This window comes from Sphingobacterium chuzhouense (assembly GCF_014692525.1).
GTDB classification, from domain to species: domain Bacteria; phylum Bacteroidota; class Bacteroidia; order Sphingobacteriales; family Sphingobacteriaceae; genus Sphingobacterium; species Sphingobacterium chuzhouense.
In genome coordinates this window covers 166,691-193,023 of record NZ_JACNYL010000001.1, presented here as the reverse complement: position 1 = coordinate 193,023, position 26,333 = coordinate 166,691, and the positions used below count along the sequence as shown (strand labels likewise).

Annotated in this window: 24 protein-coding genes; 20 read left to right on the top strand and 4 right to left on the bottom strand. The window is 42.6% G+C overall.

Annotation, left to right across the window (positions count from 1 at the left end):
• Positions 1-258: 258 nt before the first annotated feature.
• Positions 259-2,013: an aspartate--tRNA ligase gene (gene aspS, locus H8B21_RS00850; protein WP_190311907.1), complete on the bottom strand. Its 1,755-nt coding sequence runs from the start codon at positions 2,011-2,013 to the stop codon at positions 259-261.
• A gap of 401 nt (positions 2,014-2,414) precedes the next feature.
• On the opposite strand from aspS, the gene mraZ reads away from it, so the two are divergent.
• From mraZ to H8B21_RS00780, 14 genes are all read left to right on the top strand, one after another.
• The gene (gene mraZ / locus H8B21_RS00845) at positions 2,415-2,891 is read left to right on the top strand and encodes a division/cell wall cluster transcriptional repressor MraZ (RefSeq protein ID WP_190311906.1); all 477 of its coding nucleotides are present in this window, start codon (positions 2,415-2,417) and stop codon (positions 2,889-2,891) included.
• Positions 2,881-3,798 (top strand): 16S rRNA (cytosine(1402)-N(4))-methyltransferase RsmH, encoded by a 918-nt coding sequence (gene rsmH / locus H8B21_RS00840; RefSeq protein ID WP_190312902.1) that lies wholly within the window; start codon positions 2,881-2,883, stop codon positions 3,796-3,798. Before mraZ ends, rsmH begins: the two co-directional genes overlap by 11 nt.
• Before the next feature lie 13 nt (positions 3,799-3,811).
• Positions 3,812-4,225, top strand: coding sequence for an FtsL-like putative cell division protein (locus H8B21_RS00835; protein WP_190311905.1), 414 nt, complete (start codon positions 3,812-3,814; stop codon positions 4,223-4,225).
• Between the two features lie 20 nt (positions 4,226-4,245).
• Entirely contained in the window at positions 4,246-6,366 is a 2,121-nt protein-coding gene (locus H8B21_RS00830) for a penicillin-binding protein (RefSeq protein WP_190311904.1), read from the top strand.
• Positions 6,367-6,371: 5 nt separating this feature from the next.
• Positions 6,372-7,826 carry a UDP-N-acetylmuramoyl-L-alanyl-D-glutamate--2,6-diaminopimelate ligase gene (locus H8B21_RS00825; protein WP_190311903.1) on the top strand — a complete coding sequence of 485 codons (1,455 nt, stop codon included), beginning with the start codon at positions 6,372-6,374 and terminating at the stop codon, positions 7,824-7,826.
• A gap of 9 nt (positions 7,827-7,835) precedes the next feature.
• Entirely contained in the window at positions 7,836-9,080 is a 1,245-nt protein-coding gene (gene mraY, locus H8B21_RS00820) for a phospho-N-acetylmuramoyl-pentapeptide-transferase (RefSeq protein WP_190311902.1), read from the top strand.
• 1 nt (position 9,081) lies between these two features.
• Positions 9,082-10,455, top strand: a complete 1,374-nt coding sequence (gene murD / locus H8B21_RS00815) for a UDP-N-acetylmuramoyl-L-alanine--D-glutamate ligase (protein WP_190311901.1) — start codon at positions 9,082-9,084, stop codon at positions 10,453-10,455.
• A 68-nt stretch (positions 10,456-10,523) separates the two neighbouring features.
• Positions 10,524-11,717: an FtsW/RodA/SpoVE family cell cycle protein gene (locus H8B21_RS00810; protein ID WP_190311900.1), complete on the top strand. Its 1,194-nt coding sequence runs from the start codon at positions 10,524-10,526 to the stop codon at positions 11,715-11,717.
• 71 nt (positions 11,718-11,788) lie between these two features.
• Entirely contained in the window at positions 11,789-12,895 is a 1,107-nt protein-coding gene (gene murG / locus H8B21_RS00805; RefSeq protein ID WP_190311899.1) for an undecaprenyldiphospho-muramoylpentapeptide beta-N-acetylglucosaminyltransferase, read from the top strand.
• A 3-nt stretch (positions 12,896-12,898) separates the two neighbouring features.
• Positions 12,899-14,254 (top strand): UDP-N-acetylmuramate--L-alanine ligase, encoded by a 1,356-nt coding sequence (gene murC, locus H8B21_RS00800; protein WP_190312901.1) that lies wholly within the window; start codon positions 12,899-12,901, stop codon positions 14,252-14,254.
• Entirely contained in the window at positions 14,247-15,074 is an 828-nt protein-coding gene (locus tag H8B21_RS00795) for a cell division protein FtsQ/DivIB (RefSeq protein WP_190311898.1), read from the top strand. Before murC ends, H8B21_RS00795 begins: the two co-directional genes overlap by 8 nt.
• Before the next feature lie 39 nt (positions 15,075-15,113).
• A complete protein-coding gene (gene ftsA / locus H8B21_RS00790) occupies positions 15,114-16,475 on the top strand; it encodes a cell division protein FtsA (protein ID WP_190311897.1) in 1,362 nt (453 codons plus the stop codon).
• 139 nt (positions 16,476-16,614) lie between these two features.
• Positions 16,615-18,318 (top strand): cell division protein FtsZ, encoded by a 1,704-nt coding sequence (gene ftsZ / locus H8B21_RS00785; protein WP_190311896.1) that lies wholly within the window; start codon positions 16,615-16,617, stop codon positions 18,316-18,318.
• Positions 18,319-18,409: 91 nt separating this feature from the next.
• The gene (locus H8B21_RS00780) at positions 18,410-19,552 is read left to right on the top strand and encodes a sugar phosphate isomerase/epimerase family protein (RefSeq protein ID WP_190311895.1); all 1,143 of its coding nucleotides are present in this window, start codon (positions 18,410-18,412) and stop codon (positions 19,550-19,552) included.
• A 36-nt stretch (positions 19,553-19,588) separates the two neighbouring features.
• Here the strand turns inward: H8B21_RS00780 and H8B21_RS00775 are convergent, their stop codons facing one another.
• Positions 19,589-20,230, bottom strand: coding sequence for a response regulator transcription factor (locus H8B21_RS00775; RefSeq protein ID WP_190311894.1), 642 nt, complete (start codon positions 20,228-20,230; stop codon positions 19,589-19,591).
• Between the two features lie 206 nt (positions 20,231-20,436).
• On the opposite strand from H8B21_RS00775, the gene mscL reads away from it, so the two are divergent.
• From mscL to tsaB, 5 genes are all read left to right on the top strand, one after another.
• Positions 20,437-20,847, top strand: a complete 411-nt coding sequence (gene mscL, locus H8B21_RS00770) for a large-conductance mechanosensitive channel protein MscL (protein ID WP_190311893.1) — start codon at positions 20,437-20,439, stop codon at positions 20,845-20,847.
• A 112-nt stretch (positions 20,848-20,959) separates the two neighbouring features.
• Positions 20,960-21,118: a 50S ribosomal protein L34 gene (gene rpmH, locus H8B21_RS00765; RefSeq protein ID WP_105716541.1), complete on the top strand. Its 159-nt coding sequence runs from the start codon at positions 20,960-20,962 to the stop codon at positions 21,116-21,118.
• Positions 21,119-21,169: 51 nt separating this feature from the next.
• Positions 21,170-21,580, top strand: a complete 411-nt coding sequence (locus H8B21_RS00760) for a ribonuclease P protein component (protein ID WP_190311892.1) — start codon at positions 21,170-21,172, stop codon at positions 21,578-21,580.
• A complete protein-coding gene (gene yidD, locus H8B21_RS00755; RefSeq protein ID WP_190311891.1) occupies positions 21,543-21,797 on the top strand; it encodes a membrane protein insertion efficiency factor YidD in 255 nt (84 codons plus the stop codon). The genes H8B21_RS00760 and yidD overlap by 38 nt, the downstream gene beginning before the upstream one ends.
• Before the next feature lie 5 nt (positions 21,798-21,802).
• Positions 21,803-22,504 (top strand): tRNA (adenosine(37)-N6)-threonylcarbamoyltransferase complex dimerization subunit type 1 TsaB, encoded by a 702-nt coding sequence (gene tsaB, locus H8B21_RS00750; RefSeq protein WP_190311890.1) that lies wholly within the window; start codon positions 21,803-21,805, stop codon positions 22,502-22,504.
• Here tsaB and H8B21_RS00745 read toward each other — a convergent pair whose 3' ends face one another.
• Positions 22,505-23,407: a CorA family divalent cation transporter gene (locus H8B21_RS00745; protein WP_190311889.1), complete on the bottom strand. Its 903-nt coding sequence runs from the start codon at positions 23,405-23,407 to the stop codon at positions 22,505-22,507.
• 79 nt (positions 23,408-23,486) lie between these two features.
• Positions 23,487-24,110, bottom strand: a complete 624-nt coding sequence (locus tag H8B21_RS00740; RefSeq protein ID WP_190311888.1) for an OmpH family outer membrane protein — start codon at positions 24,108-24,110, stop codon at positions 23,487-23,489.
• Positions 24,111-24,322: 212 nt separating this feature from the next.
• Here H8B21_RS00740 and gyrB point away from each other — a divergent pair, with 212 nt between their 5' ends.
• On the top strand, positions 24,323-26,281 hold the full coding sequence (gene gyrB / locus H8B21_RS00735) for a DNA topoisomerase (ATP-hydrolyzing) subunit B (RefSeq protein ID WP_190311887.1): 1,959 nt from the start codon (positions 24,323-24,325) through the stop codon (positions 26,279-26,281).
• Positions 26,282-26,333 lie beyond the last annotated feature (52 nt).

The window sequence follows — 26,333 nt, the reverse complement described above, 5'->3', positions numbered from 1 at the left end:
AAACTAATCTTTTTTCGAAAGATACGCAAGCTACCTTAGCTATACCATAGATTCGACTAAGATTCGATAATGCTAATAGGTGAGTGGGAGGTGTCTTGGAAATCGGTGGTCCTTGGGAGCATCTTAAATATGGACTCGACTCGGACTCAACACGGACTCATGTCGGATTCATCCCCCTTTGGAGTCGAATCGTCAGTAGGTTTGTAGTGCATCAATAAAAACTCCCGTTTTTAATACAACGGGAGTTTTCATGCTATATTATCCTTTTATATTCAGCGCTAAACTCAACTCGTTCAGCTGTGCGTTTTCAATAGCTGCCGGAGCATCAATCATGACGTCACGCCCTGCATTATTTTTCGGGAAAGCAATAAAATCACGGATAGTCTCCTGCCCACCTAAAATAGCCACCAAGCGATCGAGACCGAATGCTAACCCTCCGTGTGGAGGTGCTCCGTATTGGAATGCGTTCATTAAAAATCCAAATTGCTCTTGCGCTTGCTCCGATGTAAATCCAAGATGTTTAAACATCAACGCTTGCGTTTCCTTATCATGGATACGAATCGAACCGCCACCAATTTCATTGCCGTTCAGCACCAAGTCGTATGCGTTGGCGCGAACTTTTCCCGGATCGGTGTCCAGAAGATGCATGTCCTCTTTTTTCGGAGAAGTGAACGGATGGTGCATAGCATGATAACGCCCTGTTTCCTCATCCCATTCCAGTAAAGGAAAATCCGTTACCCATAGCGGTGCAAACTCGTCTGGTTTGCGTAATCCCAAACGGTTGGCTAGTTCCATACGTAGGGCGCTTAGTTGCGTGCGTGTCTTGTTCGCTGGCCCGGACAGAACCAAGATAAGATCTCCTGCTTTTGCACCGATGGCTTCCGCCCATTTGGCAAGATCGGCTTGATCATAGAACTTATCGACAGATGATTTGAATGTTCCATCCAGCTCACACTTGCAGTACACCATGCCTAATGCGCCTACTTGAGGACGTTTTACCCAATCAATTAACGCATCGATTTGCTTTCTCGTGTAGGAAGCGGCATCCGGTACGGCAATACCAACAACTAATTCTGCGTTGTTAAATACAGCAAACTCCTTGTGTTGGGCAACGGCGTTCAGCTCGCCAAACTCCATACCGAAGCGGATATCGGGTTTGTCATTTCCGTATCTTCGCATAGCCTCATCGTATGTCATACGGGGGAATTGCGCGATATCAATATCGTGTGTCGTTTTCAACAAATGACGTGTCAATCCCTCGAAAACGTTTAAGATATCTTCCTGTTCAATGAAGGACATTTCGCAGTCAATCTGCGTGAATTCCGGCTGGCGGTCTGCGCGCAGGTCCTCATCGCGGAAACATTTCACGATCTGGAAATATTTATCTAAGCCGCCTACCATCAATAGCTGTTTAAAGGTTTGGGGCGATTGTGGTAACGCGTAGAACTGTCCGGGATTCATACGAGATGGCACGACGAAATCGCGTGCACCTTCCGGTGTGGATTTGATTAAATAAGGGGTCTCTACTTCGCAAAAGTCCAGATTAGATAGATAATTGCGAACTTCCTGTGTCACCTTATGCCGGAAAAGTAGACTGTTTTTTACTGGATTACGACGAATATCCAGATAGCGGTATTTCATGCGCAGATCCTCGCCGCCGTCGGTTTCGTCCTCTATTGTGAAAGGAGGGAGCTGAGCTTCGTTCAGTATGGTCAACTCGTTTACGAGCACCTCAATCTCCCCGGTAGGGATATTGGTGTTTTTAGATTCCCGCTCGATAACGGTACCTTTTATCTGTATAACAAATTCGCGTCCCAGTGATCTTGCCTGTTGCATAATGGTTTCATCGGTTCGTGCTTCGTCGAAGATCAACTGCGTGATACCATAACGGTCACGTAAATCTACCCAAATCATAAACCCTTTGTCGCGCGACTTTTGAACCCAGCCCGCTAGTGTGACTTCTTTATCTGTATCGGTTAATCTCAGTTCACCGCAATTATGACTTCTATACATTGCTATTCGTTGTTTTGTCCGTAACTCATAACGTGTGATTCGTGTTTATAAAATACGCCCGAATAACGTATAACGAGTTGCGAATGGATGTTTGCGCAAAAATATTGGATTTTACGGACAATAAAGATTTGTTTCTTCTTTTTTTCATGCTCCCACTTTATCCCACTTTTATTTGCGGAAAGATAAGAAGCGAAGAGTAAGGCGGTTCTCTTTGTTAAAATATTACTATTCCCAATAGGACCGGGGCTTTACGTCATTTTAGTTGTTACGGGTATAAAAGTGATAGGAGAGACTTTTGTGGCTTTTTCGCTATGTGGAAAACTTTTTTGTGTTATATTGTGGGGGAAAGTGGGAGAAAGTGTATACTTTTACATTGAAAATTTTGATTAGCTGAATAGACTGTGAACTATTTGATCGGAGAATACGAATGCAAGCTGGACGCCAAAGGTAGAATGGTGGTTCCTGCCGCGCTCAAAAGGCAACTGCCTGATGTGGAGCGGGATGGGCTTGTTGTGAATCGTGGCTTCGAGAAAAATTTGGTCATTTATACACGTGCGGAATGGAATAAGATTTTGAGACAGTTGTCTCGGCTTAATCAATTTCAACCTAAGAATCGGGATTTCGTAAGGAAATTTATGAGCGGAGCAACAGAGTTGATGCTCGATTCGGCGGGTAGGGTGTTAATGCCAAAGGCGCTATTGGAATATGCGGAAGTGGGGAATGAGTTAGTCTTGGCTTGTAATTTAGAGAAAATAGAAGTTTGGTCGAAAGCGAAATACGAAGAGCAGTTGGATGCGATATCGGAAGATGATTTTTCAGACTTGGCTGCGCAAGTGATGGGTGGGTTTGATTTGGAAGGAGGTCAGGATGGCGAGTAATCCTACTGTTTACCATATTCCGGTGATGTTGGAGGAGTGTATGGAGGGGTTGGCTATCAAGCCAGATGGTGTCTATGTTGATGTAACGTTTGGTGGGGGTGGTCACTCGCGCGAGGTCTTAAAAAGATTAGGTGATAATGGAAGGTTGATAGCGTTTGATCAAGATCCGGACGCGGTAAAGAATGCGGTGGATGATCCGCGATTTACGTTGGTTCAGCACAATTTTAGGTTTTTGAAAAACAACCTGAGGTTGTTGGGGATTCGGCAAGTCGATGGAGTGTTAGCGGATTTAGGGGTTTCTTCTCACCAGTTTGATTCCCCCGAGCGTGGTTTTTCCATCCGTTACGATGCGGATTTGGATATGCGGATGGACCAGGTGGCGGATTTAGATGCAAAGAAAGTATTGAATACCTACGCGGAGTCAGAATTGCATCGCATTTTTGGTATGTATGGTGAAATACAAAATGCGCGTTCACTGGCAAAAATGATCGTGACAGCGCGTCTGAACCAGCCTATTGAAACGGTGGGAGGATTGAAAGACGCAATTAAGCGTCTGGTGCCGAAAGGGAAAGAGCATAAATATCATGCGCAGGTGTTTCAGGCTTTGCGTATCGAAGTGAATAAGGAGCTGGAGGCGTTGCAGGAGTTTTTGGAGCAGACTGTTTTTGTATTGAAACCGGGAGGTCGCTTGGTGGTCATGTCTTATCATTCGCTGGAAGATCGATTGGTCAAGAATTTTATGCAAAAAGGGAAATTTAGAGGGGAAGTGGAAAAGGATTTCTTTGGAAATGAAATAAAGCCGTTCAAAGTCATTAGTCGTAAAGCGGTGACAGCAAATGCTGATGAATTGGCAGTAAACAATAGGGCACGTAGCGCGAAGCTGCGTATAGCCGAACGTGACGCTTAATTTTTGGAGAGATATGTCTAGAAAAAACACCGTCAGAAACAAAGAGTTAAGTGAAGAGGTTCAAGAAAAAATGAACGAGTCTGTTGAAGAAAAAGTCGAGGAAACCCAGCATTTTCTCCGTTCTATTTTTTCAACAAAGCGTTTATCCAGCTATCTGGTGGCGAGAAATTTGCCTTTTGCGGCATTTGTGGCGTTGCTTGGTTTATTGTATATCTCCAATCGGCATTTGGCAGAAAGAACGGTGCGGGATATCGATCATTTAGGGAGGGGAGTGAAAGAGTTGAGTTGGGATTACAAGTCGTTGTCTGCTGAATTGATGAAGTTGACCACGCAGACGGAGATTGCGAAGCGGGCAGATACCCTGGGATTGAAAGAACGCATGGAGCCACCCATTAAGTTGGAAGTAGTAAGAGAAGAAAAGAAGTAAACAGAAAGACACGGAGTCGTATGAATATTAGGAAAACTATACTTATTCGCGTATACGTGGCATTCGGCCTCATGGTGCTTTTTGCGCTAACGGTGTTCGGTAAGCTTTTACATCTGCAATATGTAGATGGTGGGGAGTGGCGTGCAATGGTGGATAGTTTGACTATCCGGGAGCGTGGGATTGAAGCTGCTCGGGGTAATATCTACTCCAATGATGGTAGCTTGTTGGCTACTTCTGTTCCGGAATATGAACTTCGTTTTGACGCGATGTCTATACCACCGGAGGCTGATGATGTGTTTCATTCTAAAGTGGATTCGCTGGCTACACGATTATCGACACATTTCAACGATAAATCTTCTCGACAGTATTTGACCTTGTTGAAAAATGCGCGTGCCAAAAAGCAACGGTATGTCCTGATTAAACGAGGGGTTTCGCATCAAGAGTTGAAGGTCATCAAGACTTTTCCGTTGCTCCATACATTTAGAGAGGGCAAGAAGAGATACCCTACAAGCTTGGTTACCGTACGTGAAAACAAGCGGATTTTGCCCTTTACCAATTTGGCAGCGAGAACGATAGGATATAAAAATATCAAAGGGGATACGGTGTTGGTGGGCTTGGAGGGGGCTTATGGAAAATATATTGATGGAACGAGTGGCTCGCAACTGATGCAGCGTATCGCAGGAGGTGTCTGGGTGCCTGTTAACCGGGAGGTGGAAGTGGCACCTGTGGATGGTTCAGACATCATTTCGACATTGGATGTGAATATGCAGGATATGGCGCAACGCGCACTGGAGAAGCAATTGATAGCGAGCGATGCAGATAACGGTTGTGTTGTGGTCATGGAGGTGAAAACGGGAGAGGTGAGGGCCATCGCGAATTTTACGCGGGATAAAGAGGGTGTTTTCCGGGAGAAATATAATTATGCCATCGCTCTTGGCGCGGATCCGGGATCGACATTCAAGTTGGCAAGCTATCTGGCACTGTTAGACGATGGGTTTGTGGATACGGCGAGCACGGTGGATATAGGAAATGGTACATATAAAGTACCGGCACATACGATACGTGATTCGCACGCCCCCAAAAAATCAGTTTTGACTGTGAAAGAAGCTTTTGAAGAGTCTTCAAACGTAGGTGTGGCCAAACTGATCAACACTTATTACGGGAACAAACCGGCGAAATATACATCGAAGTTGCATCATTTTGGATTGGGTAAACCTTTGGGGTTGCAGATTCCGGGTGAGGCTATTCCATGGGTGAAGACACCGGATAGCAAAACGTGGAGCAAGTTGTCGTTGGTACAAATGGCTTATGGTTATGAATTACGATTGACACCCTTGCAGACGTTAGCACTTTACAATGCGGTTGCCAACGATGGAAAATTGTTAGCGCCTTTGTTTGTGAAGGAGATTCGGCATTTGGGTAATACAGTGGAACGTTTTGATGCGAAGGTGCTTAACAAGCAAATTGCGTCGAAAGAAGCTATTCGCAAAATGCAAGCGATGTTGGAAGGAGTCATGACAGAAGGAACGGGTAAACGTTTGAGCTCGCCCTTGTATACGTCGGCAGGTAAAACGGGAACTGCACAGATGAACGATGGTGCTCGAGGATATGGGCAACGTCGTTACCAATCATCCTTTGCGGGTTATTTCCCGGCAGAGAATCCGAAATATTCGATGATTGTAGTTATTCGCAATCCAAGAAAAGGATATTATGGTGGAGCCATCGCCGGCCCGGTCTTTAAAGAGCTGGCCGATATGATCTACGCAAATGATTTAACCTTGCATGGGACGTTGGCAAACAGAAAAGTAAATACCGCAGGGGCAAAATTACCGCTGACATTAAGAGGTTCGAAAGAAGCATCAAACACCGTTTACCAAGCGTTAGGGTTTAACCCGTCTAATTGGAATACGATAGCGCAGGCGGCAGATTCATCTGCCAAGGCCGCTCCGTTTGTGGAGACTAAGGTGAAGGAAGGGGTTGTGCCAAATGTATTGGGTATGGGGTTGTCAGATGCCATATTCACCATGGAGAACGCTGGGTTTAAAACAAAAGTTTCCGGTTGGGGTAAGGTCATTAATCAATCCCTTGTTGCGGGAACAAAATTAAAGGTAGGTACGCCTATAGCATTGGCGCTGAATTAAAAGATATGAAGCTAAGAGAATTACTACATGCGATTCCGGTACAACAGCTTGAGGGTATCCTCGAAGTCGAGGTGTCGTCCGTATGCTTCGATTCGCGGAAAGTTTCTGCGAATAGTCTTTTTGTCGCCGTGCGCGGGGTGCAAACCGATGGGCATTTATACCTCGATAAGGCGATTGAAAACGGGGCAACGGTATTGGTGTTGGATACTTTGCCAGAACAACTGCAGGCTGAGGTGACTTACGTGGTTGTAGCGGATACATCGTATGTGCTGGGGTTGTTAGCATCCAATTTTTATGGTGATCCGTCTAAAGGTTTAAAACTTGTAGGCATTACGGGGACAAACGGTAAAACAACTATTGCTACGCTTCTTTTCAACTTGTTTAAAAGCTTAGGATATCATGTCGGATTGCTATCTACCGTGGAGAATAAAATTGGCGATCGAGTTATTCCTGCAACCCATACGACTCCAGATCCGATAGCGCTAAATATGTTGCTTCGAGAAATGGTAGACGAAGGATGTGATTATTGCTTTATGGAAGTGAGCTCACATGCGGTCGTACAGCAACGGATAGCAGGATTGCGTTTTGCGGGCGGCATATTCTCGAATATAACACACGATCATTTGGATTTTCATGGCACATTTGACCATTACATCAAAGCCAAGAAAAAGTTTTTTGATGACTTAGATAGGTTTGCTTTTGCGTTGACCAATATAGATGACCGTAATGGATCGGTGATGTTACAAAATACATTTGCCCATAAAAAAACATACGGTTTGAAAAATATGGCTGACTTCAAAGCTAAGATTATCGAAAGTCACCTAGACGGTATGTTGCTACAAGTTGATGGGCATGAAGTATGGGTAAAGTTGGTCGGTGGATTTAATGCTTATAATCTGCTAGCGGTGTATGGAGCGGCAATTCTCTTGGAACAGGAGACGATGAAAGTATTGACGGCTATGAGTGATATCGCAGGGGCAGAGGGCAGATTTGATGTGGTACGTTCAGCAAACGGTTTGGTCGGTATCGTCGACTATGCACATACACCCGATGCGGTGGAGAACGTTCTGTCGACTATCCGGGAACTGCGGAAAAGTGGCCAACAGATTATTACGGTATTGGGTTGTGGTGGCGATCGCGATAAAACCAAACGTCCAGAAATGGCGGAAGTTGCGGTGCGTTTGAGCGATAAGGTCATCATTACATCGGATAATCCGAGAACAGAAGATCCGATGGCGATTATCCGGGATATGGAAGCGGGTGTCGATTCGAAGGATCGTAAGCATGTTTTTACCATTGCCGAGCGCAAAGAGGCTATCCGTGCGGCTTGTCACTTAGCACAGCCAGGCGACATTGTATTGGTCGCGGGGAAAGGACACGAAAAATATCAAGAGGTTAATGGAGTGCGTCACCATTTTGACGATAAAGAAATTTTAATAGAAACGTTTAACGAACAATAAGAGATACGGATGTTATATTATCTATTCAGTTGGCTACAAGAACACATGCATTTTCCAGGAGCGGGATTGTTTCAATACATCTCGTTTAGGACAGCAATGGCCGTTATTGTATCGTTAATTATTACGACAGTATACGGAAGCCGGCTGATACGTGCTTTACGCAATAAGCAAGTGGGGGAAACGATCCGTGACTTGGGATTAGAGGGTGAAAAGCAAAAAGTAGGCACGCCGACAATGGGCGGATTGATTATCATCGGTGGAATCCTAGTTCCTACACTTTTATTTGCTAAACTGGATAATATTTATGTCATCATCATGATCATCACCACCATTTGGATGGGTACGATCGGTTTCTTGGACGATTACATCAAAGTATTCCGTAAAAATAAAGAAGGGCTTGCGGGTCGTTTTAAAATTATTGGCCAAGTGGGGCTAGGTACACTAATTGCCATCACGATGTACTTCCATCCCGATATTGTCGTGCGGGAAAAGGTGCAGAACCCGACCTCGACAAAAGCAGTGGAGATTATGATGGATACCCAAACAGGGGAACGTTATTACGCGGAGAATGTAAAATCGACAAAGACGAATATTCCATTCTATAAAAATAATGAGTTCGATTACGCCGAAGTGCTAAGTATGTTTGGGTTAAACGGCAATCTGGTTACGTTTATAGTGTTTTTAGTGGTGATTGTGTTTATCGTTACGGCGGTGTCTAACGGTGCTAATATTACCGACGGGATCGATGGGCTGGCAACAGGAACTTCGGCAATTATCGGAATTACGTTAGCGATTCTTGCATACGTGTCGGGTAATGTGATCTTCTCGGACTATCTGAATATTATGTATATCCCCAATTCCGGAGAGCTGGTGATTTTTGCGGGAGCGTTTGTAGGTGCCTGTACAGGTTTCTTATGGTACAACGCATATCCTGCACAGGTGTTTATGGGAGACACAGGAAGCTTAACTATTGGCGGTATTATCGCGGCATTCGCTATCCTTATCCGAAAAGAACTGTTGATTCCGATGTTGTGTGGTATTTTTTTGCTAGAAAACCTGTCGGTGATTATGCAGGTATCCTATTTCAAATACACGAAGAAAAAATTTGGTGAGGGCCGTCGGATATTTCTGATGTCTCCTTTGCATCATCATTATCAGAAAAAAGGTTATCACGAATCGAAGATTGTGATGCGGTTTTTTATCGTATCGATTATCCTTGCGATTCTGACTATTGTCACATTAAAAGTTAGGTAAGATGTCCAATATAGCACATACATATTACCCACAATCTGGCTTTCTGGCGGTACTAGGCGCTGGGGAGAGTGGTGTTGGTGCAGCTATTTTGGGCAAGGACAAGGGCTTTGATGTATTCGTTTCAGACAAGGGTGCCATAAGTGATAGATATAAGGCAACATTACAGCAAGAGGGAATTGCATTTGAGGAACAATTGCATAGCGAAGACAAGATCATGCAAGCCGCACTGGTTGTCAAGAGTCCTGGTATTCCTGAACATGCACCTTTGATAAAGGCATTGAAGGCTGCAAATATTCCGGTGATTTCGGAGATAGAATTTGCTGCGCAATATACAGACGCGAAGCTCTATTGCATTACGGGTTCTAATGGTAAATCAACCACAACGATGTTGACTTACTATATACTGCAGCGCGGCGGTGTAAATGTAGGCTTGGCAGGAAACATTGGCAAAAGCTTCGCGCTACAGGTAGCGCGTGAAAATTATGATGTGTATGTGTTGGAGATATCCAGCTTTATGTTGGATGATATGTATCATTTCCGTGCGGACATAGCCGTCATTTTGAACATCACGCCCGATCATTTGGATCGGTATGACCATCAGATGGAAAACTATAGGGCGTCCAAATTTCGTATGATCCGGAATCAGACAAAAGACGATTATTTCATCTACTGCTTGGACGACGAGGAGACGGTAAAAGGATTAGATGTATTTAAGACAGAAGCACAGTATTTGCCTTTTACACAAAAAGAAGTGGTGGAGCAGGGAGCGTATATAGACGAAGAAAAGAATATAATAATAAGAGTACCTAACAAAGACATTTTTGCGATGAATATTGAAGAGTTATCATTACAGGGGAAACACAACGCGTACAACAACATGGCCTCCGGCTTGATTGCGAAGGTTCAGGAACTGCGCAACCAAACGATGAAAGAGAGCATGGAGTCGTATGTGAATATCGAGCATCGTTTGGAACATGTTGCTTGTATTGGAGGGGTAAATTATATCAACGATTCGAAAGCAACGAATGTCAATTCTGTTTGGTATGCTTTGGAGAGTTTTTCACCCGACATTATTCTGATAATGGGTGGAGTAGATAAGGGCAATGATTATGAAATGTTGCGTGATCTGGTGAAATCAAAAGTAAAAGCGATCGTATGTATCGGTAAGGACAATGTTCGTATTCACGAATCTTTTGAAGAAGATACGGATGTGATTGTAAATAGTTCATCGATGCAGGACGCGGTCGAGATAGCTTCCTATATAGCAAAAAAGGGAGACACCGTGCTGTTGTCTCCGGCATGCGCAAGCTTTGATTGGTTTAAAAATTATGAGGAGCGTGGCGAGAAATTTAAGGAAGCAGTGATGTCTTTGTAAAAAGTCAAGAGTAATCAGTGAACAGTAAATACTGACCGCTGACGACTGAAAACTAAAAAGGAATAAAAATGGATCTGATTTTCAGTAAATTAAAAGGTGATAAGTGGATATGGATTATTGTGATTATCCTGTCTGGTTGGTCTCTGCTGGCTGTATACAGTTCGGTAGGTACACTCGCCTATAAAGAAGGTAAAGGTACGGAACTGTACCTGTTCAAGCACTTCTCTATTATTGCTGTGGGTTTGGTGCTGATGTATTTATCACACAAATTAGATTACCGTTATTATGCGGGCATTTCTAAGTTGTTAATGATTATTACCATACCGCTGTTACTCTTTACGCTGATTGGGGGTAATAAGGTAAATGAGGCTAGTCGGTGGGTGACAATCCCCGTCATCAATCAAACGTTTCAAACATCGGATTTGGCAAAATTAGCACTGATTACATTTCTGGCTCGTATGCTGTCGCGTAAAGCGCATGAGATAAAAGATCTTAAAAAATCCTTTATTCCGATAATGGGAACAGTATGTTTGGTCTTTGTCCTCATCGCGTGGGCGAACTTGTCAACCGCTTTAATGTTATTTGGTACGAGTGTGTTGCTGCTTTTAATTGGCCGAGTGAGCTTCAAACAAATCGGCATTGTTTGCATCGGTGGTGCGTTCCTGCTGTTGTTGGTGATATTGATCGGTCCGCGTCGTGCTACCTATATCAGCCGTTTTGAAAGTTTCTTTAAAACAGAACAAACCGTACAGAATAACGTTCCTTTTCAAGAAGATAAAAACTATCAGGCAAATCTTGCGAAGATGTCCATCGCTTCAGGAGAACTGTTTGGCAAGGGGGCAGGCAACAGTGTAGGTAGAAACCTGTTACCACACCCATATTCCGATTTTATTTTTGCGGTTATTGTGGAAGAATACGGCACTATTGGTGGAGCTATTCTACTCTTCCTGTATGTCGCATTGATGTATCGATGTATACGTATTGTGACCTTAAGTCCGCGGGCATTCGGTGCTTTTCTAGCAGCAGGTTTAGGGTTTAGCTTGACCATACAGGCATTGGCGAATATGGCGGTCGCCGTTGGATTGGGGCCAGTCACCGGTGTGCCATTACCTTTAGTCAGTATGGGAGGGACATCCATTTTGTTCACCAGTGTGGCATTGGGTATTATTTTAAGTGTTAGCCGGAGTGTAGAAGAGCTGAAAGGAAAAGAAGAATTGAATGAGATTCCAAAACCGCAAAAGGTGGTTGTCGGAACGATATAAAATAGTTACTCGTTTCTCGTAATTTGTAACTAGTTACGAATCACGGAACACGAATTACGAAAAAGTAAAATATGAGACATAAAGTAATCATAAGCGGAGGAGGGACGGGAGGACATGTTTTTCCGGCTATTGCGATAGCGAATGCATTACGTCGTATAGAACCGGAAATCGAAATCTTATTTGTCGGCGCAAACGGACGAATGGAGATGGAACGTGTACCCGAAGCCGGTTACGAGATTATCGGGCTGGATATACAAGGTATTGATAGAAATTCCTTATGGAAAAATTTAGCATTACCGTTCAAGCTAATAGGCAGTTTGATCAAAGCTCGGAAAATTATAAGGGAATTTGGGGCTGATGTGGCTGTTGGTGTTGGTGGGTTTGCTTCCGGGCCGTTGTTAATGGCGGCCAATGATAGGGGTTTACCAACCTTGATCCAAGAACAAAATTCGTATGCGGGTGTAACCAATAAAAGTTTAGGAAAGAAAGCGAAAAAGATATGTGTTGCATACGAAGGTATGGATAAATTCTTTCCGGCGGAGAAAATAATTTTGACCGGCAATCCGATACGTCGTGATTCGGTAGCTATTGAAGGAAAGCGTGAATTTGCCCTGCAAATTTTTGGTCTGCAACCACATAAAAAGACCATATTAATTGTAGGCGGTAGTTTGGGAGCAAAGCAGATGAATGGCTATGTGTTGGATGTGATACATGAACTGGGTGAAAGGGATGACGTGCAATTTATCTGGCAAACGGGAAAGACCTATTACGAGGATATGGAACGTATGTTAAAGCTTGATCAGTTGATTCCCGGTAATGTAAAGGTTTTTCCGTTTCTAGAACGCATGGATTTAGCCTATGCGGCGGCAGATTTGATTATTTCGAGAGCGGGCGCTGGAACGATATCAGAACTTTGTGTCGTGGGCAAGCCGGTGATATTGATCCCCTCGCCCAATGTCGCAGAAGATCATCAAACAAAAAATGCGCAGGCTTTGGTAGCAAAAAATGCAGCCGTGATGATTTCGGAAGCAGATGCCCGTGGCACGATGATGTATGTAGCGTTGGAGTTACTTGCTGATGAAGCTAAATGTGCGTCGTTGAGTACGGAGATAAAAAAGATGGCCATGCCGGACGCGGATGAAGCGATAGCAAGAGAAGTATTGAAACTTATTAAATAGATGATGAACCTTGACCATATAAAACGTGTTTATCTACTCGGAATCGGGGGAATTGGTATGAGCGGATTGGCTCGCTACTTCATGCACCTCGGATGCGACGTGCAAGGATATGATAAAACGGAAACAGAGTTGACACGGGCTTTGGTACAAGAAGGTATTCCAGTAATCTATCAAGATGATGTTTCATTATTGCCGGAAACCTACAAGCGACCGTCTGCGCAAACATTATTGATTTTTACACCCGCCGTCTCAAAAGATCTTAAATTGAAAGCCTACTTTTTAGAGCAAGGTTTTACACCTTACAAACGTTCCGAGGTATTGGGCATGATCAGCGCGAGCCGATTTACGATTGCGGTGGGTGGGACACATGGTAAGACAACGACATCAACGATGATCGCACATATCTTGAAAGATTCGGGATATGATTGCTCCGCTTTTTTAGGAGGAATAAGCTCGAATTACAACAGCAATGTGTTGTATGGTGAAAATAATGTAGTCGTGGTCGAAGCCGACGAATATGATCGTTCGTTTCTCACGTTACACCCCAATATCGCAGTCGTGACTTCAGCCGATCCCGATCATTTGGATATCTATGGTGATGAACAGCATCTTATTGAATCTTTTGAGCTGTTTTTGCAACGCGTGGTTCAAAATGGTGTGTCCATAGTCAAGAAGGGATTGCCTTTTAGTGGCGATATAGCCTATGCGAAAGAGGAGGTATGCGATGCGTATGCACAACATATCCACGTGGAAAACGATGTGTTTTATTTTGACTATGTTTCCAAACAAACGGAAATTCCAAACATACCGTTAGGGATTCCAGGTTTACACAATGTAGAAAACGCTGTAGCTGCTACCACTGTAGCATTACAACTTGGGATAAACGCAGATAAAATTAAAGCCGCATTAGCTTCTTTCGGCGGGGCAAAGAGACGGTTTGAGTATATCGTTAAAACACCTACACATGTCTATATCGACGATTACGCCCATCATCCGGAAGAGCTGCGTGCGTTTCTGACATCGATGAAGAAACTTTATCCAGCAAAGAAATTGACCGTCGTTTTTCAACCCCATTTATATAGCCGCACGCGCGACTTTGCGGATGGTTTTGCAGAGGTGTTGGGATTGGCAGATGAATTACTATTGATGGATATTTATCCGGCAAGAGAATTGCCCATTGAAGGGATAAGCTCCACATGGTTGTTGGATAAGATAGATATGGAATGTAAACAGCTCGTATCGCCGGAGCGTGTTTTGGAAATAGTAAAACAGAATCGGCCGGAGTTGATCGTAACTGTGGGAGCGGGTGATATTGATAGATTGGTGAAACCTTTAAAAGAGATATTGGAAAATGCTTAAGGCAGTTCGTAACATACCGTGGAGGCAACTTGGTTATGCTTGTCTGGGGCTTATCGCCTTAGCAGGGATAGGTATGTTGATGGGCTTGGTCAAGAAGAAGGATACGGCACAAGTTTGTGCTTCCATGAAAGTGGTGGTGGAAGGAAAAGAAACCTTTATCGACCAGCATGATATTTCCGATTTAGTGAAGACGAAATTTGGAGCGGTAGTCGGAAAACCTTTGAACACAATTCCAATCGATAATATTGAAAATGCATTGATGGAGCTTCCCTACGTATCCAGTGCGGAGATTTATACTGATATGGACGGGATATTGCAGATCGTCGTACAACAACGGGAAGTTATTTTGCGTATTGTGAACAAAGCGGGTAAAGAATACTATATCGACACAAAAGGAGCAAAAGTGCCTGTAACGTTAAAATATGTTCCGCATGTTTTAGTAGCGAACGGAAATATACAGGAAGGATATGAAAAGCCGTTGGATACTATTCAAACCCGATTGGTAAAGGACTTAGTTGCGATCGTGGAGTATGTAAAAGATGATCCATTGTGGAGCAACCAGATCGTTCAGCTTTATGTGGATAACCAACAAGATATTGAGATTATTCCGCGTGTAGGAACGCAACCGCTGATTATCGGTAATGCAGATAAATTAGGTGAAAAGTTAGGTAGGTTGGAGATTTTCTATAAAAACATTCTACCAAAAGTTGGTACAGATGCATATGAAAAAGTAAATGTGAAATATGATGGACAGATTATCTGTGAGCGACGGGATGGATGGATGCTAGACAGTTTACAGATGAAACTAAAAATGAAATAAATAATATTGAAATATACAGCAACAAATACACAGCATATTATGAAACCAAGATTAGCAGAAAACGAAAAAGATAGTCCAATCATCGTGGGATTGGATATCGGAACAACGAAGATTTGTGTTACAGTAGGTCGTCGTAGCGGAGCCAACAAAATTGAACTCTTGGGTGTCGGGAAAGCTGAATCTTCCGGTGTGAATCGCGGCGTAGTCGCTAACATCCAAAGGACGGTAAGCAGTATCCGGGATGCGGTCTCGATAGCGGAATCCCAATCGAATGTGGATATCAAGGTGGTCAACGTTGGGATCGCAGGTCAGCATATCAAAAGTATTCAACACCGCGGGATCTTGACCAAGCGCGACTACGATGAAGTGACCCGTATTGACGTGGAGCAATTAATCTCCGATATGTATAAGCTGGTGCTCCCTCCGGGCGAGGAAATTATTCATGTCTTGCCACAGGAATTTACCATCGATAACGAACCGGGTATTAAAGAGCCTATTGGTATGGCAGGACGTCGGGTAGAAGCTAATTTTCATATTATTTCAGGACGGGTGACCGATATCAACAATATCAAACGTTGTGTAGATAATTCGGACTTGGAAATCTCTTCCCTAGTCTTGGAGCCTCTGGCATCATCTGAAGCTGTGTTGGATGACGAGGAGAAGACTGCTGGTGTGGTGTTGGTTGATATTGGTGGCGGCACCACGGATGTGGCTATCTTTCATGAAGGTATTATCCGTCATACGGCTGTTATCCCGTTGGGCGGGAATATCGTAACAGAGGATATCAAACAAGGTTGCTCCGTATTACGCAATCAAGCGGAACAGTTGAAAGTTCGCTACGGTTCTGCTTTGGCGGATGAAAACAAAGATAATGAGGTGATTTGCGTGCCGGGTATTCGGGGACGCGAGGCTAAAGAGATATCGGTGAAGAATTTAGCCTACATTATTCAGGCGCGGATGGAGGAAATCATCGAACACGTTTACTATGAGATTAAATCTTCCGGATATGAGGATAAACTGATTGCAGGAATCGTGATTACAGGTGGCGGCGCCCAATTGAAGCATCTAGTTCAATTGGTAGAATATATTACCGGCATTGGTTGTAGAATCGGTTATCCAAATGAATATCTAGCAAAAACAGAAATGTTGAACAGACAGGCTTTGGAAGAATTGAAAAGTCCGATGTATGCGACTTCCATTGGACTGCTGATTAAAGGTGTGCAAGCTGTAGAAGAAGCGGAAGCAACCGAGCAAGCGGTGGAAGTATCAAGAAAAAGCGGAAAGGTGAAGGAAATTGCGGAAGAGAAGAATAAAAAGGAAAGTTGGTTCTCTAAGCTCTTGTCCGATTTTATCAAGGATGATGCGGGAATTGACGACGACACATTTATAGGGAGGAAATAAGTTTTCCACAACGGGTCTTTTTTCCACAAATTCACAAATGTGGAAAACTGTTGTGAGGATTTTGGTATTATTACATTTGAATTGTTGAACCTATCGGGATTTTATAAGTGGTTTAGCAAGAGTTAAATAGGGTATTTTTATGTCGATACAATTTGAAATGTTAAAGGAACAATCATCAATAATCAAGGTTATTGGTGTTGGCGGTGGCGGAGGCAATGCCGTAAACCACATGTACAAGCAAGGGATTAGTGGCGTAGATTTTATCGTTTGCAATACGGATGCGCAGGCGTTGGAGTTGAGTCCTATTCCGAATAAAGTACAATTGGGAGCAAGTTTAACGGAGGGGATGGGTGCAGGTGCAGATCCTGATGTAGGTGAAAATTCAGCTATTGAAAGTATTGAGGATATCAAACGTATGTTGGGTACCAATACGAAGATGCTTTTTATCACGGCAGGTATGGGCGGTGGTACCGGTACCGGAGCAAGTCCGGTGTTGGCGAAAGCTGCAAAAGAGTTGGGTATCCTAACGGTAGCTATTGTAACCACTCCTTTTACATTTGAAGGTAAACGACGTCGCGCGCAAGCGGAAGAGGGTATGGAAGAGCTACGTAAATATGTAGACTCTTACTTGGTTATCTCGAATGATCGTTTGCGGGAGATATTTGGTAACCTTACCATGCAGGCGGCTTTCGCGAAGGCGGATGATATTTTGACAACAGCAGCGAAAGGTATAGCCGAAATTATTACCATCCCGGGCTACGTGAACGTGGATTTTAAAGATGTGCGTACCGTTATGAATGATAGTGGTGTTGCCATCATGGGAAATGGAATATCAACCGGCGAAAATCGTGCTATTGAAGCTGTAACAGGCGCATTGGCATCACCGTTATTGAAAGATAACGAAATTGAAGGTGCACGCTATATTCTACTGAATATTACCTCTGGTAAAAATGAAGTGACGATGGATGAAGTTGCTATTGTTACCGATTATATCCAGGAAAAAGCAGGCTTATCTGCTGATCTTATTTGGGGTAATTGTATCGATGAGAATTTAGACGACGAGTTGTCGGTAACCATCATTGCGACAGGTTTTCAAACGGCGGAAGAGCGCGTCAAAGAAAAAGAGAAGGAAAAAGTTGCCTTACCCTTAACTCCAGAACCCACAACAAAACAATTTGTGAGACCAGTGGCTCAAAATCAGTTTATAAAGAAAGAAGAGCCTGCTGATACACAACAGCCCTACATTAAACCTCCACAAGATACAACGGAGAAAACATCCTTTTTGGGAACTCCGGCACCGCCTCAAGGGGATCTGTTCACCTCGCCGAAACCAATTCATGCGGCGGTAGCGAAAAAAGAGGAACCGGAGGTTATTCGCCATACACTGAGTTTGGAAGAGCCGGAGCAAGAGGAGACCCAAGAAGAGTCGGGCTTTGAGTTGAAAACATCACCTTCTATATTTGAATTTAAGTTGCCTTCCGTATTCGATGCATATAATAAGGAAACGCCGGGTGTAGAAGAAACCGAGAAAGTGGAAAATATAGCGAAAGAAGAGCCCGTAGCACAAGTAGAATCTACACCTGAAAAGGAAATAGATTTTGAAGATCAGCTTATGAAAACGAAAGAGCGTATATTGCGTTTAAAAGAGTTGAGTATGAAACTGAAGTCTAGCAACGGCTTACAAGAATTGGAAAACGAACCGGCTTATAAACGTAGACAAAAATCGTTGGAAGATGTGCCACATTCTTCACAATCGCAAGTGTCACGGTTTACCTTGTCGTTCGATGACGGAGAAACCGAGATTCGGCCGAACAATTCGTTCCTGCACGACAATGTTGATTAATCGTCGAGATCAAAATACACTTGAAGGGACAGCAGAAATGCTGTCTTTTTTATTTATATTTACCCAAGTAAAAATTAAAATCTAAACGTATATGTTGGCTAAACTAAATAACCCGATATGGGTCATGAGTTCTGCGTATGATAAATTGTCTTTGGACGAACTAATCGCTACATCCAAAGAAGTAGGGGCACAGGGAATCGATTTATGTGTATTTAGAAAAGACGGAACACGTGAGGATCATACTGCTACGCATTTGGATTACGAAGGCTTTTCTGCGGAAGACGGAAAGCGCCTTATTGAGAAATTCAATGCCGCGGAATTGAGCTTGTCCTTAGGAGCTTTTGAAAATATGATTGGTGGTGACCCTGAACAGCGCGTGAAGAACCAAAACCATCTGTTACGCCTTATTCGGATAGCACATCTGTTAGGAGGAGATAGAAATGATGTGAAAGTAGGGACATTTGTGGGATATAACCATGACCTCGGAAATGAAATCGATGGTTTTCAGAAAAATTTAGAAGAGTATAAGCGCGTGTTTGAACCGATTGTAAAATATGCGGAAGGTCTAGGTGTTACGATTGTATACGAAAATTGTCCAATGGAAGGCTGGCGTTCTGCTCGCTATACCTCTACTTATAACAACTTGCCTGCGGTACTGGCAGCACGGAAGTTAATGTATACCTTAATCCCAAGCAAAGCACACGGAGAGATATATGACCCATCACATGATATATGGCAAAATGTAAATCCAGTCGATGTGATGGAACAAATGGATATTGAGCGGTTGAAACGCATTCACGTAAAGACCACGCGTAATTTGAAAACAAAAGCCCGCGTAGAGTGGGGAGGGATGTATCCTATGCAACACGTGGATGTTTCGCTGGCCGAGCAAGCAGGGATTACCATTCCGCAGCATGATTGGGATCGTCATCACTACGAAGCAATGCTACCGGGATTCGGTGGAACAGACCACATGGATTGGAATGATTTCGTTGCCGTATTACATCGGAGAGGCTTTGATGGGCCTTTCGAAATTGAAAATGAAGCGAAGAACTCAAAGGACACGGGTAATATTGCTGCGACCAATCAAGGCTTTGCAAATTGTATCCGTTTCTTATCGCCTTTATTGTGGGATTTGGATGATGAAAAGGGATATATCTATCAACGTAGTAGCTTTTTGGAAGAGCCATCCGTGAAGGATATTCCGGAAGTAACAATAGCAGAATTAAGTTAAAAAATGAGAGGTTGTTAAAATACAACCTCTCATTTTTTATGCTTCGCTATGTAATTTGAATAATTCAATGAGCTCGGGTATATTGCCTACATTTAGTTTCTCGAAAACACGGCTTTTATATGTGCTCACGGTGGAAGAACTTAATTCCATCAATTTGGCAACTTCTAAAATTCCAAGTCCCTTAGTAAGATGTTTAGCTACATCCATCTCGCGATTGGATAATTTATGTAAAGGATTGCTCTTGTCGAAAGAGGATTTACTCGTTGTAAGCTTTTGTATATAAAGTTCCTTAACGGCATCCGACATGTATTTGCCGCGTGTCATGATACTTTCTATGGCATTTTTAAGCTCAGACATAGCTGTTGTCTTATTAAGGTAGCCACAAGCGCCCGCATTGATGTATCGCAAAGCATATATACTCTCTTCGTATGAAGAGAAAACTAATATCTTAACCTGAGGTCGGATGTCCAGTAGTTCCCGGATAACTTTGATGTTGTTGCCGCCGGGCATGTTGATGTCCAACAGGAGTAAATCGAAAGATTCTGCGCGTAATTGGTCATAGACCTCATCGTATGTTTGTGCTTGTTGAATATCGGCATCGGGAATGCACTCCTTGATAATCATGGATGCCCCTAGTCTCACAATGCTATGATCATCCGCTATTAGTATTTTCTTCATTTACGGGTTACTTATGTTGGTGTTTAACAGTTCAATACGTGAAGCAGTTTCTGCTTTTACACAGCAAATATAGAAAAAAGTCTATTAAGTAAATGTCATAATGCCTAAACGGCAGTGTTTAAAGAGCATTAAAATATAACGAAATTTTTGAATATTGTAGATTTAATTGTCATTTTTGTTTATTGATTGTTTTTAAATTTAAAATTATGGGATTTCTAAAAGAATTTAAGGAATTTGCCATGCGCGGAAGCGTCATAGACCTTGCTGTCGGTGTGGTAATTGGAGGTGCTTTTGGTAAAATTGTTACTTCCATGGTGGATGATATTATCATGCCACCTATTGGCTACATTACAGGTGGGGTCGATTTCAGCAATATGAAGTATGTTATCACCGAAGCAAATGAAGCTGCAGGTACTACCGAAGTTGCTATTACTTACGGTAATTTTATCAACGTTATTATTCAGTTCCTCATTATTGCTTTTTGTATATTTCTAGTTATTAAAGGAATAAACTCTTTAAAACGCAAGGAAGAGGCTGCACCAGAAGTTCCTCCGGCACCGACTAAAGAAGAGGTGTTATTGGCCGAGATTCGCGATATCCTAAGAAGTAAGTCGTAAGTGCAATTTTATTCGGATGAAAAATTTGCTTCTTTTCTAAAATAACAGTACTTTTGCATTCCCTTGTATAGGGGAGGATTGATTAAGATATAAAAACAAGCATAATAGTGTCATGAAAAGAACATTTCAGCCTTCGTTAAGAAAAAGAAGAAATAAACACGGTTTCCGTGAGCGTATGAGTACAGCTAACGGTAGAAGAGTATTGGCTGCTCGTAGAGCTAAAGGAAGAAGACGTCTTTCCGTATCAGACGAATACCGTCATAAAGGATAATACATACGAGCCGGTGACTCCTGCGGGCTTGTGTTCCGGCAAATAGTCACCATGAGCTATACATTTACAAAGGAAGAGCGATTATGTAGTAAAAGGCTTATCGAAAGTCTTTTCCGTAATGGTTCTTCTTTTGTTGTTTACCCTTACCGTATCGTATTTCTGTACCGCCCGCTGGTACAACAAGATGCTGTTCCTGCACAATGTATCATCTCCGTATCCAAGCGCCGCTTTCGGAAAGCAGTAGATCGGAATGCTATCAAACGTCGCATACGCGAGGCTTATCGCCTGCAAAAATCAGAATTATATAACTTTCTTCAGGAACATTCCCTACATTTGCTCTTGGCATTCCAATATGTGGGAAAGGAAAAGGAACCCTATACAATGCTCTATCAACGTATGGGAAAAGTATTAACCAAGCTGAAAGATGAGCATACTCAAATTTATATGGGAGAAGCTGATTAAAAAGCCATTACAATGGTTTTTTATACTTGTCATCCGCTTTTATCAACTTTTCATTTCGCCGTTTTTGGGTGCCAATTGTCGGTACACGCCTACCTGTTCACAATATGGTAAGGAAGCCATTCTAAAATATGGCCCTTTCAAAGGTGGATATCTGGCTATTCGACGAATTTTGAGATGCCATCCTTGGGGAGGGCATGGGCACGACCCTGTTCCATAACGTTTATGATCGAGAATACGTACATCTTACAAATAGAAACAGCGACACCGGTATGCTCGGTCGCTATCAGTAAAAATGGTGAAACCATCGCTAAGGCAGAAGCGGACGCTCCAAATTTACATGCGAGTCACCTAACACTATTCATTGAGCAGGTGTTAGATAAAGCTGCTGTTACAAGGAACGATTTGACCGCTGTCGCGATCAGCATGGGGCCGGGATCCTATACCGGATTGAGGATCGGTGTTTCGACTGCCAAGGGCTTATGCTATGCGCTGGACATTCCGTTGATCGCGGTGAATACGTTGGAGGCGATGGTCTATGGATTTGTTCCGCAAGAGCATAGTGTAGATGCAACCCGTATATTCGTGCCGATGATTGATGCTCGTCGGATGGAGGTATACATGGCCAAATACGATTCTCAGTTACAGTGTATAGAAGAAACAGCCGCTCGTATTATTGATGAGAATTCTTTTGCGGACGAAGATGAAAATAACTGCTATGTCCTCTTTGGGAGTGGCGCCGACAAATTTGAAACGCTATTTGAAAATAGTCATACCGTGCAGGTAGAAACAGGATTCTGCAACTCAGCGTCATTTTTTGATAAATTGGTTTTCCGGAAGTTCCAACAGGGTAGGTTTGAGGATGTAGTTTATTTTGAACCTTACTACCTCAAAGATTTTATCGCTACTACACCAAAGAAGCGTTAATTATAACCATCTGCGTTTTTTGAACCAATAATAAATAAGTGCGGCAAGAACTGCCATCGCTAACATGACCGCCGGATAACCGTAGTACCATTCTAGTTCGGGCATATTTTTGAAGTTCATCCCATATACGCCGACGATGAATGTGAGCGGCATGAAAAATACCGATATGATGGTCAATGTACGCATAATATCATTGGTATGGTTAGATTCTATATTGAAATAAACAGAGAGAAGCTGAGCTGTATTTTCTGAGATGTTTCGATATAGGGTGGACGAGCGGGCATAAATATCTTTTAAGTCCTGTGTATAAATGTTTTTGAATGCCGACAGGTGGAAGAAATCTACGATATCCTTGTAAAGTGTTAATATAATACGGATAAGATCGATTTGGCGTTTAATGTAATAAAGCTGGCGTAGGAAGTCTTTTTTCCGTCGGTTTAAAAACACCATCTCTTCATAGCTGTCCAGCTGCGTATTTAGTTTGTTGATAACTAAATTTTCAAACGTCTTCAGTGCCTCGGAGGTCAGATGGTTGATAAAAAGCTTGCTGGAATTGAGTTTGTTAAAAGGGAAGTTATCAGCGAGTTTTTCCAGGTATTCGATATTTCCGCGATGGACAGTTATAACAAACTTATCGCTAAAAAATACCGATATGCGTTCTGTAATTTCGGTTAGGGTATCGGAGAAATTGTCAAACCTTGCAGGAATAGAGCGGATAATGAGAAAATGATAATTTTCGAATTCTTCTATCTTGGGTAGCTGGCCGATCTGCAGACAATCTTTGATAGAGGCTTCGTGTAATTGATATTTTGTTCTAAGTGTTTCGAAATCTTCAAGTGTAGGCTCGGATATATCAATCCAATCAAAGGAAGCGTTGCTAGAATCTAAGATGGTGCGTACCATAGTGAGATAATAATATATTCATGAAATCACAAAAACAAATAAGGCTATTCTTAGAATAGCCTTATTTGTGTGAATTTTCTTATTTCTTTTCTTTGGCTTTCTTGTCTTTGTATTCCTTATTCAGCGCTTCCACTACTTCCGCCGTAATGTCCATTTTCTTTTCGGCATATAATACGGTAGGATTAGAAACGGAGTACGTCAATACCAATTCATAACCTTTCTCTTCGGCATGTTTTTTCAGATACTCGGTAATCGTATTATACACATTGGTAAATTCGGTCGATTCGTCTTGCGCGATAGATGCAGACGCATTTTGGTCTAAACGGCCAAGTTCATCTTGTTTGCGAGCAAGTCTTTCTTCTGTAGCTTGGCGCTCAGAAGCACTCATGGTACCTGCTTTTTGTTGATAGTCCGCTACTTCACGTTGGAAAGCTTGCCCTTTGCTTTGTAAATCACTTTGTGCTTTTTTTACTTTTGCCTCTAATTTAGTTCTAACGTCTTTATAATATTCGTATTTTTCTGATAAGGTGTCCGAGTTTATATAAACGATTTTTTCTTCTTTGTTGGCATTCGCTACGGATGCAGTCGAATCATTGGTCGTATTGGTAGCTCCGGTGTTGGCGTTTTGATTACAAGAGGCAACAGCCAGGACGGCAACTAACCCTAAAGATACTTGTGATACAGTTTTAAATAGTTTATTCATTCTAATATAGTTTTCAGAAAACAAACCTAAGATAAAAAATTAAATTTTAGAAGTTCTTTGTAAATTATAGTATTTAAAGCTGCTGATTTCAGCATATTTTTCAGTAAACCGCGGTTTAAGCTACAGCGTATCTCGTGTATATCAGCTCTTGATTTTTAGGGAAAAAAATCGTATTTTTGAATGTTAAACGATACTCATTTTAATTTAATTTCATGAGCGAAGAAAATAAGAATCCATCAACGTACTCGGCGGATAATATTCAAGTGTTAGAAGGTCTGGAAGCGGTACGTAAGAGACCTTCCATGTACATTGGTGATACGGGTGTTAAAGGTTTACACCATTTGGTTTATGAGGTGGTTGATAACTCCATTGACGAAGCCGTAGCGGGGTATTGTTCCGATATCGTTGTTACGATTCACAGCGATAATTCTATCTCTGTTAAGGACAACGGACGTGGTATCCCAACAGGTATTAATAAGAAAGAAAACAAATCGGCTTTGGAGTTGGTCATGACGATACTCCATGCGGGTGGTAAATTCGATAAAGATACTTATAAAGTATCTGGTGGTTTGCATGGTGTGGGGGTTTCTTGTGTGAATGCCTTATCTACGCACTTATCTGCCGTCGTGCATCGCGAAGGAAAGATTTTCCAGCAAGAATATGAAAAAGGTAAGCCTCAGTATGACGTAAAGGAAATTGGTGAAAGTGATATCACAGGTACTATAGTCACTTTCCGTCCGGATCCGGAGATTTTTACGATGACAACCACGTACAATTATGATACGCTGGCAAATCGTTTGCGTGAATTGGCGTTCCTAAATAAAGGTGTGCGTTTGTCGTTGATAGATGAACGGGAGATCAATGAAGATGGTTCACGCAAGTCGGATGAATTTTTTTCGGAAGGTGGATTGCGTGAATTTGTTAAATTCTTAGATGGCACCCGTCAACCACTTATTCCTGAACCTATTTATGTCGAAGGGATTAAACAAGGTGTGCCCGTAGAGCTTGCTTTGCAATATAATGATACTTATTCGGAAAATGTGCACTCGTACGTTAACAATATCAACACCATCGAAGGCGGTACCCATGTGGCTGGTTTTCGTCGTGGGTTGACGCGTACATTAAAGGCATATGCCGATAAATCCGGTTTGTTGAAAAACTTAAAAGTTGACATTACAGGAGATGACTTCCGTGAGGGATTGACAGCCGTTGTATCGGTTAAGGTGGCTGAACCACAGTTTGAAGGGCAGACCAAAACTAAATTGGGTAACAATGAGGTAATGGGGGCCGTAGATATGGCCGTAGGTGAGATCTTAGGTATTTATCTGGAAGAAAACCCGAAAGAGGCAAAAACGATTGTACAGAAAGTTATCATTGCTGCTCAAGCGCGGGCAGCAGCACGTAAAGCACGGGAACTTGTACAACGGAAAACAGTAATGGGGGGGTCGGGGCTTCCGGGAAAATTGGCAGATTGTTCAGACAATGACCCAAAGAGCTGTGAGATTTTCTTCGTAGAGGGAGATTCTGCGGGTGGAACGGCCAAACAAGGACGTGACCGCCGTTTTCAAGCCATTATGCCATTGAGAGGAAAGATATTGAATGTGGAGAAGGCAATGGAGCATAAAATTTATGAAAACGAGGAAATAAAAAATATGTTTACGGCATTGGGCGTCAGCGTAGGAACAGCAGAAGACTCCAAAGCGCTGAATCTAGAGAAATTACGTTATCACAAAATTATCATTATGACGGATGCCGATGTGGACGGTTCGCACATTGCTACGTTGATTTTGACGTTCTATTTCCGTTACATGAAAGAACTGATAGAGAAAGGTTACGTATATATTGCAACGCCACCGCTTTATCAAGTGAAGAAAGGGAAGGAGTTTGAATACGCGTGGAACGAAGATCAGCGTCTTGCTGCAATCCAGCGTTTAAAAGGTGCAGGAAAGGAAGACTCTGTCCATGTACAGCGTTACAAAGGTCTTGGGGAGATGAATGCGGAGCAGTTGTGGCAAACAACGATGGATCCGGAACATCGTACATTGCGCCAGGTAACTATTGAAAATGCTGCAGAATGTGATCGTATCTTTTCTATGTTAATGGGAGATGAAGTTGCGCCACGTAGAGAATTTATTGAGCGAAACGCAAAATATGCGAAGATTGATGTCTAATATGAATTGATGCAATATAAAAAATCCCGGCTTGTTACAGGTCGGGATTTTT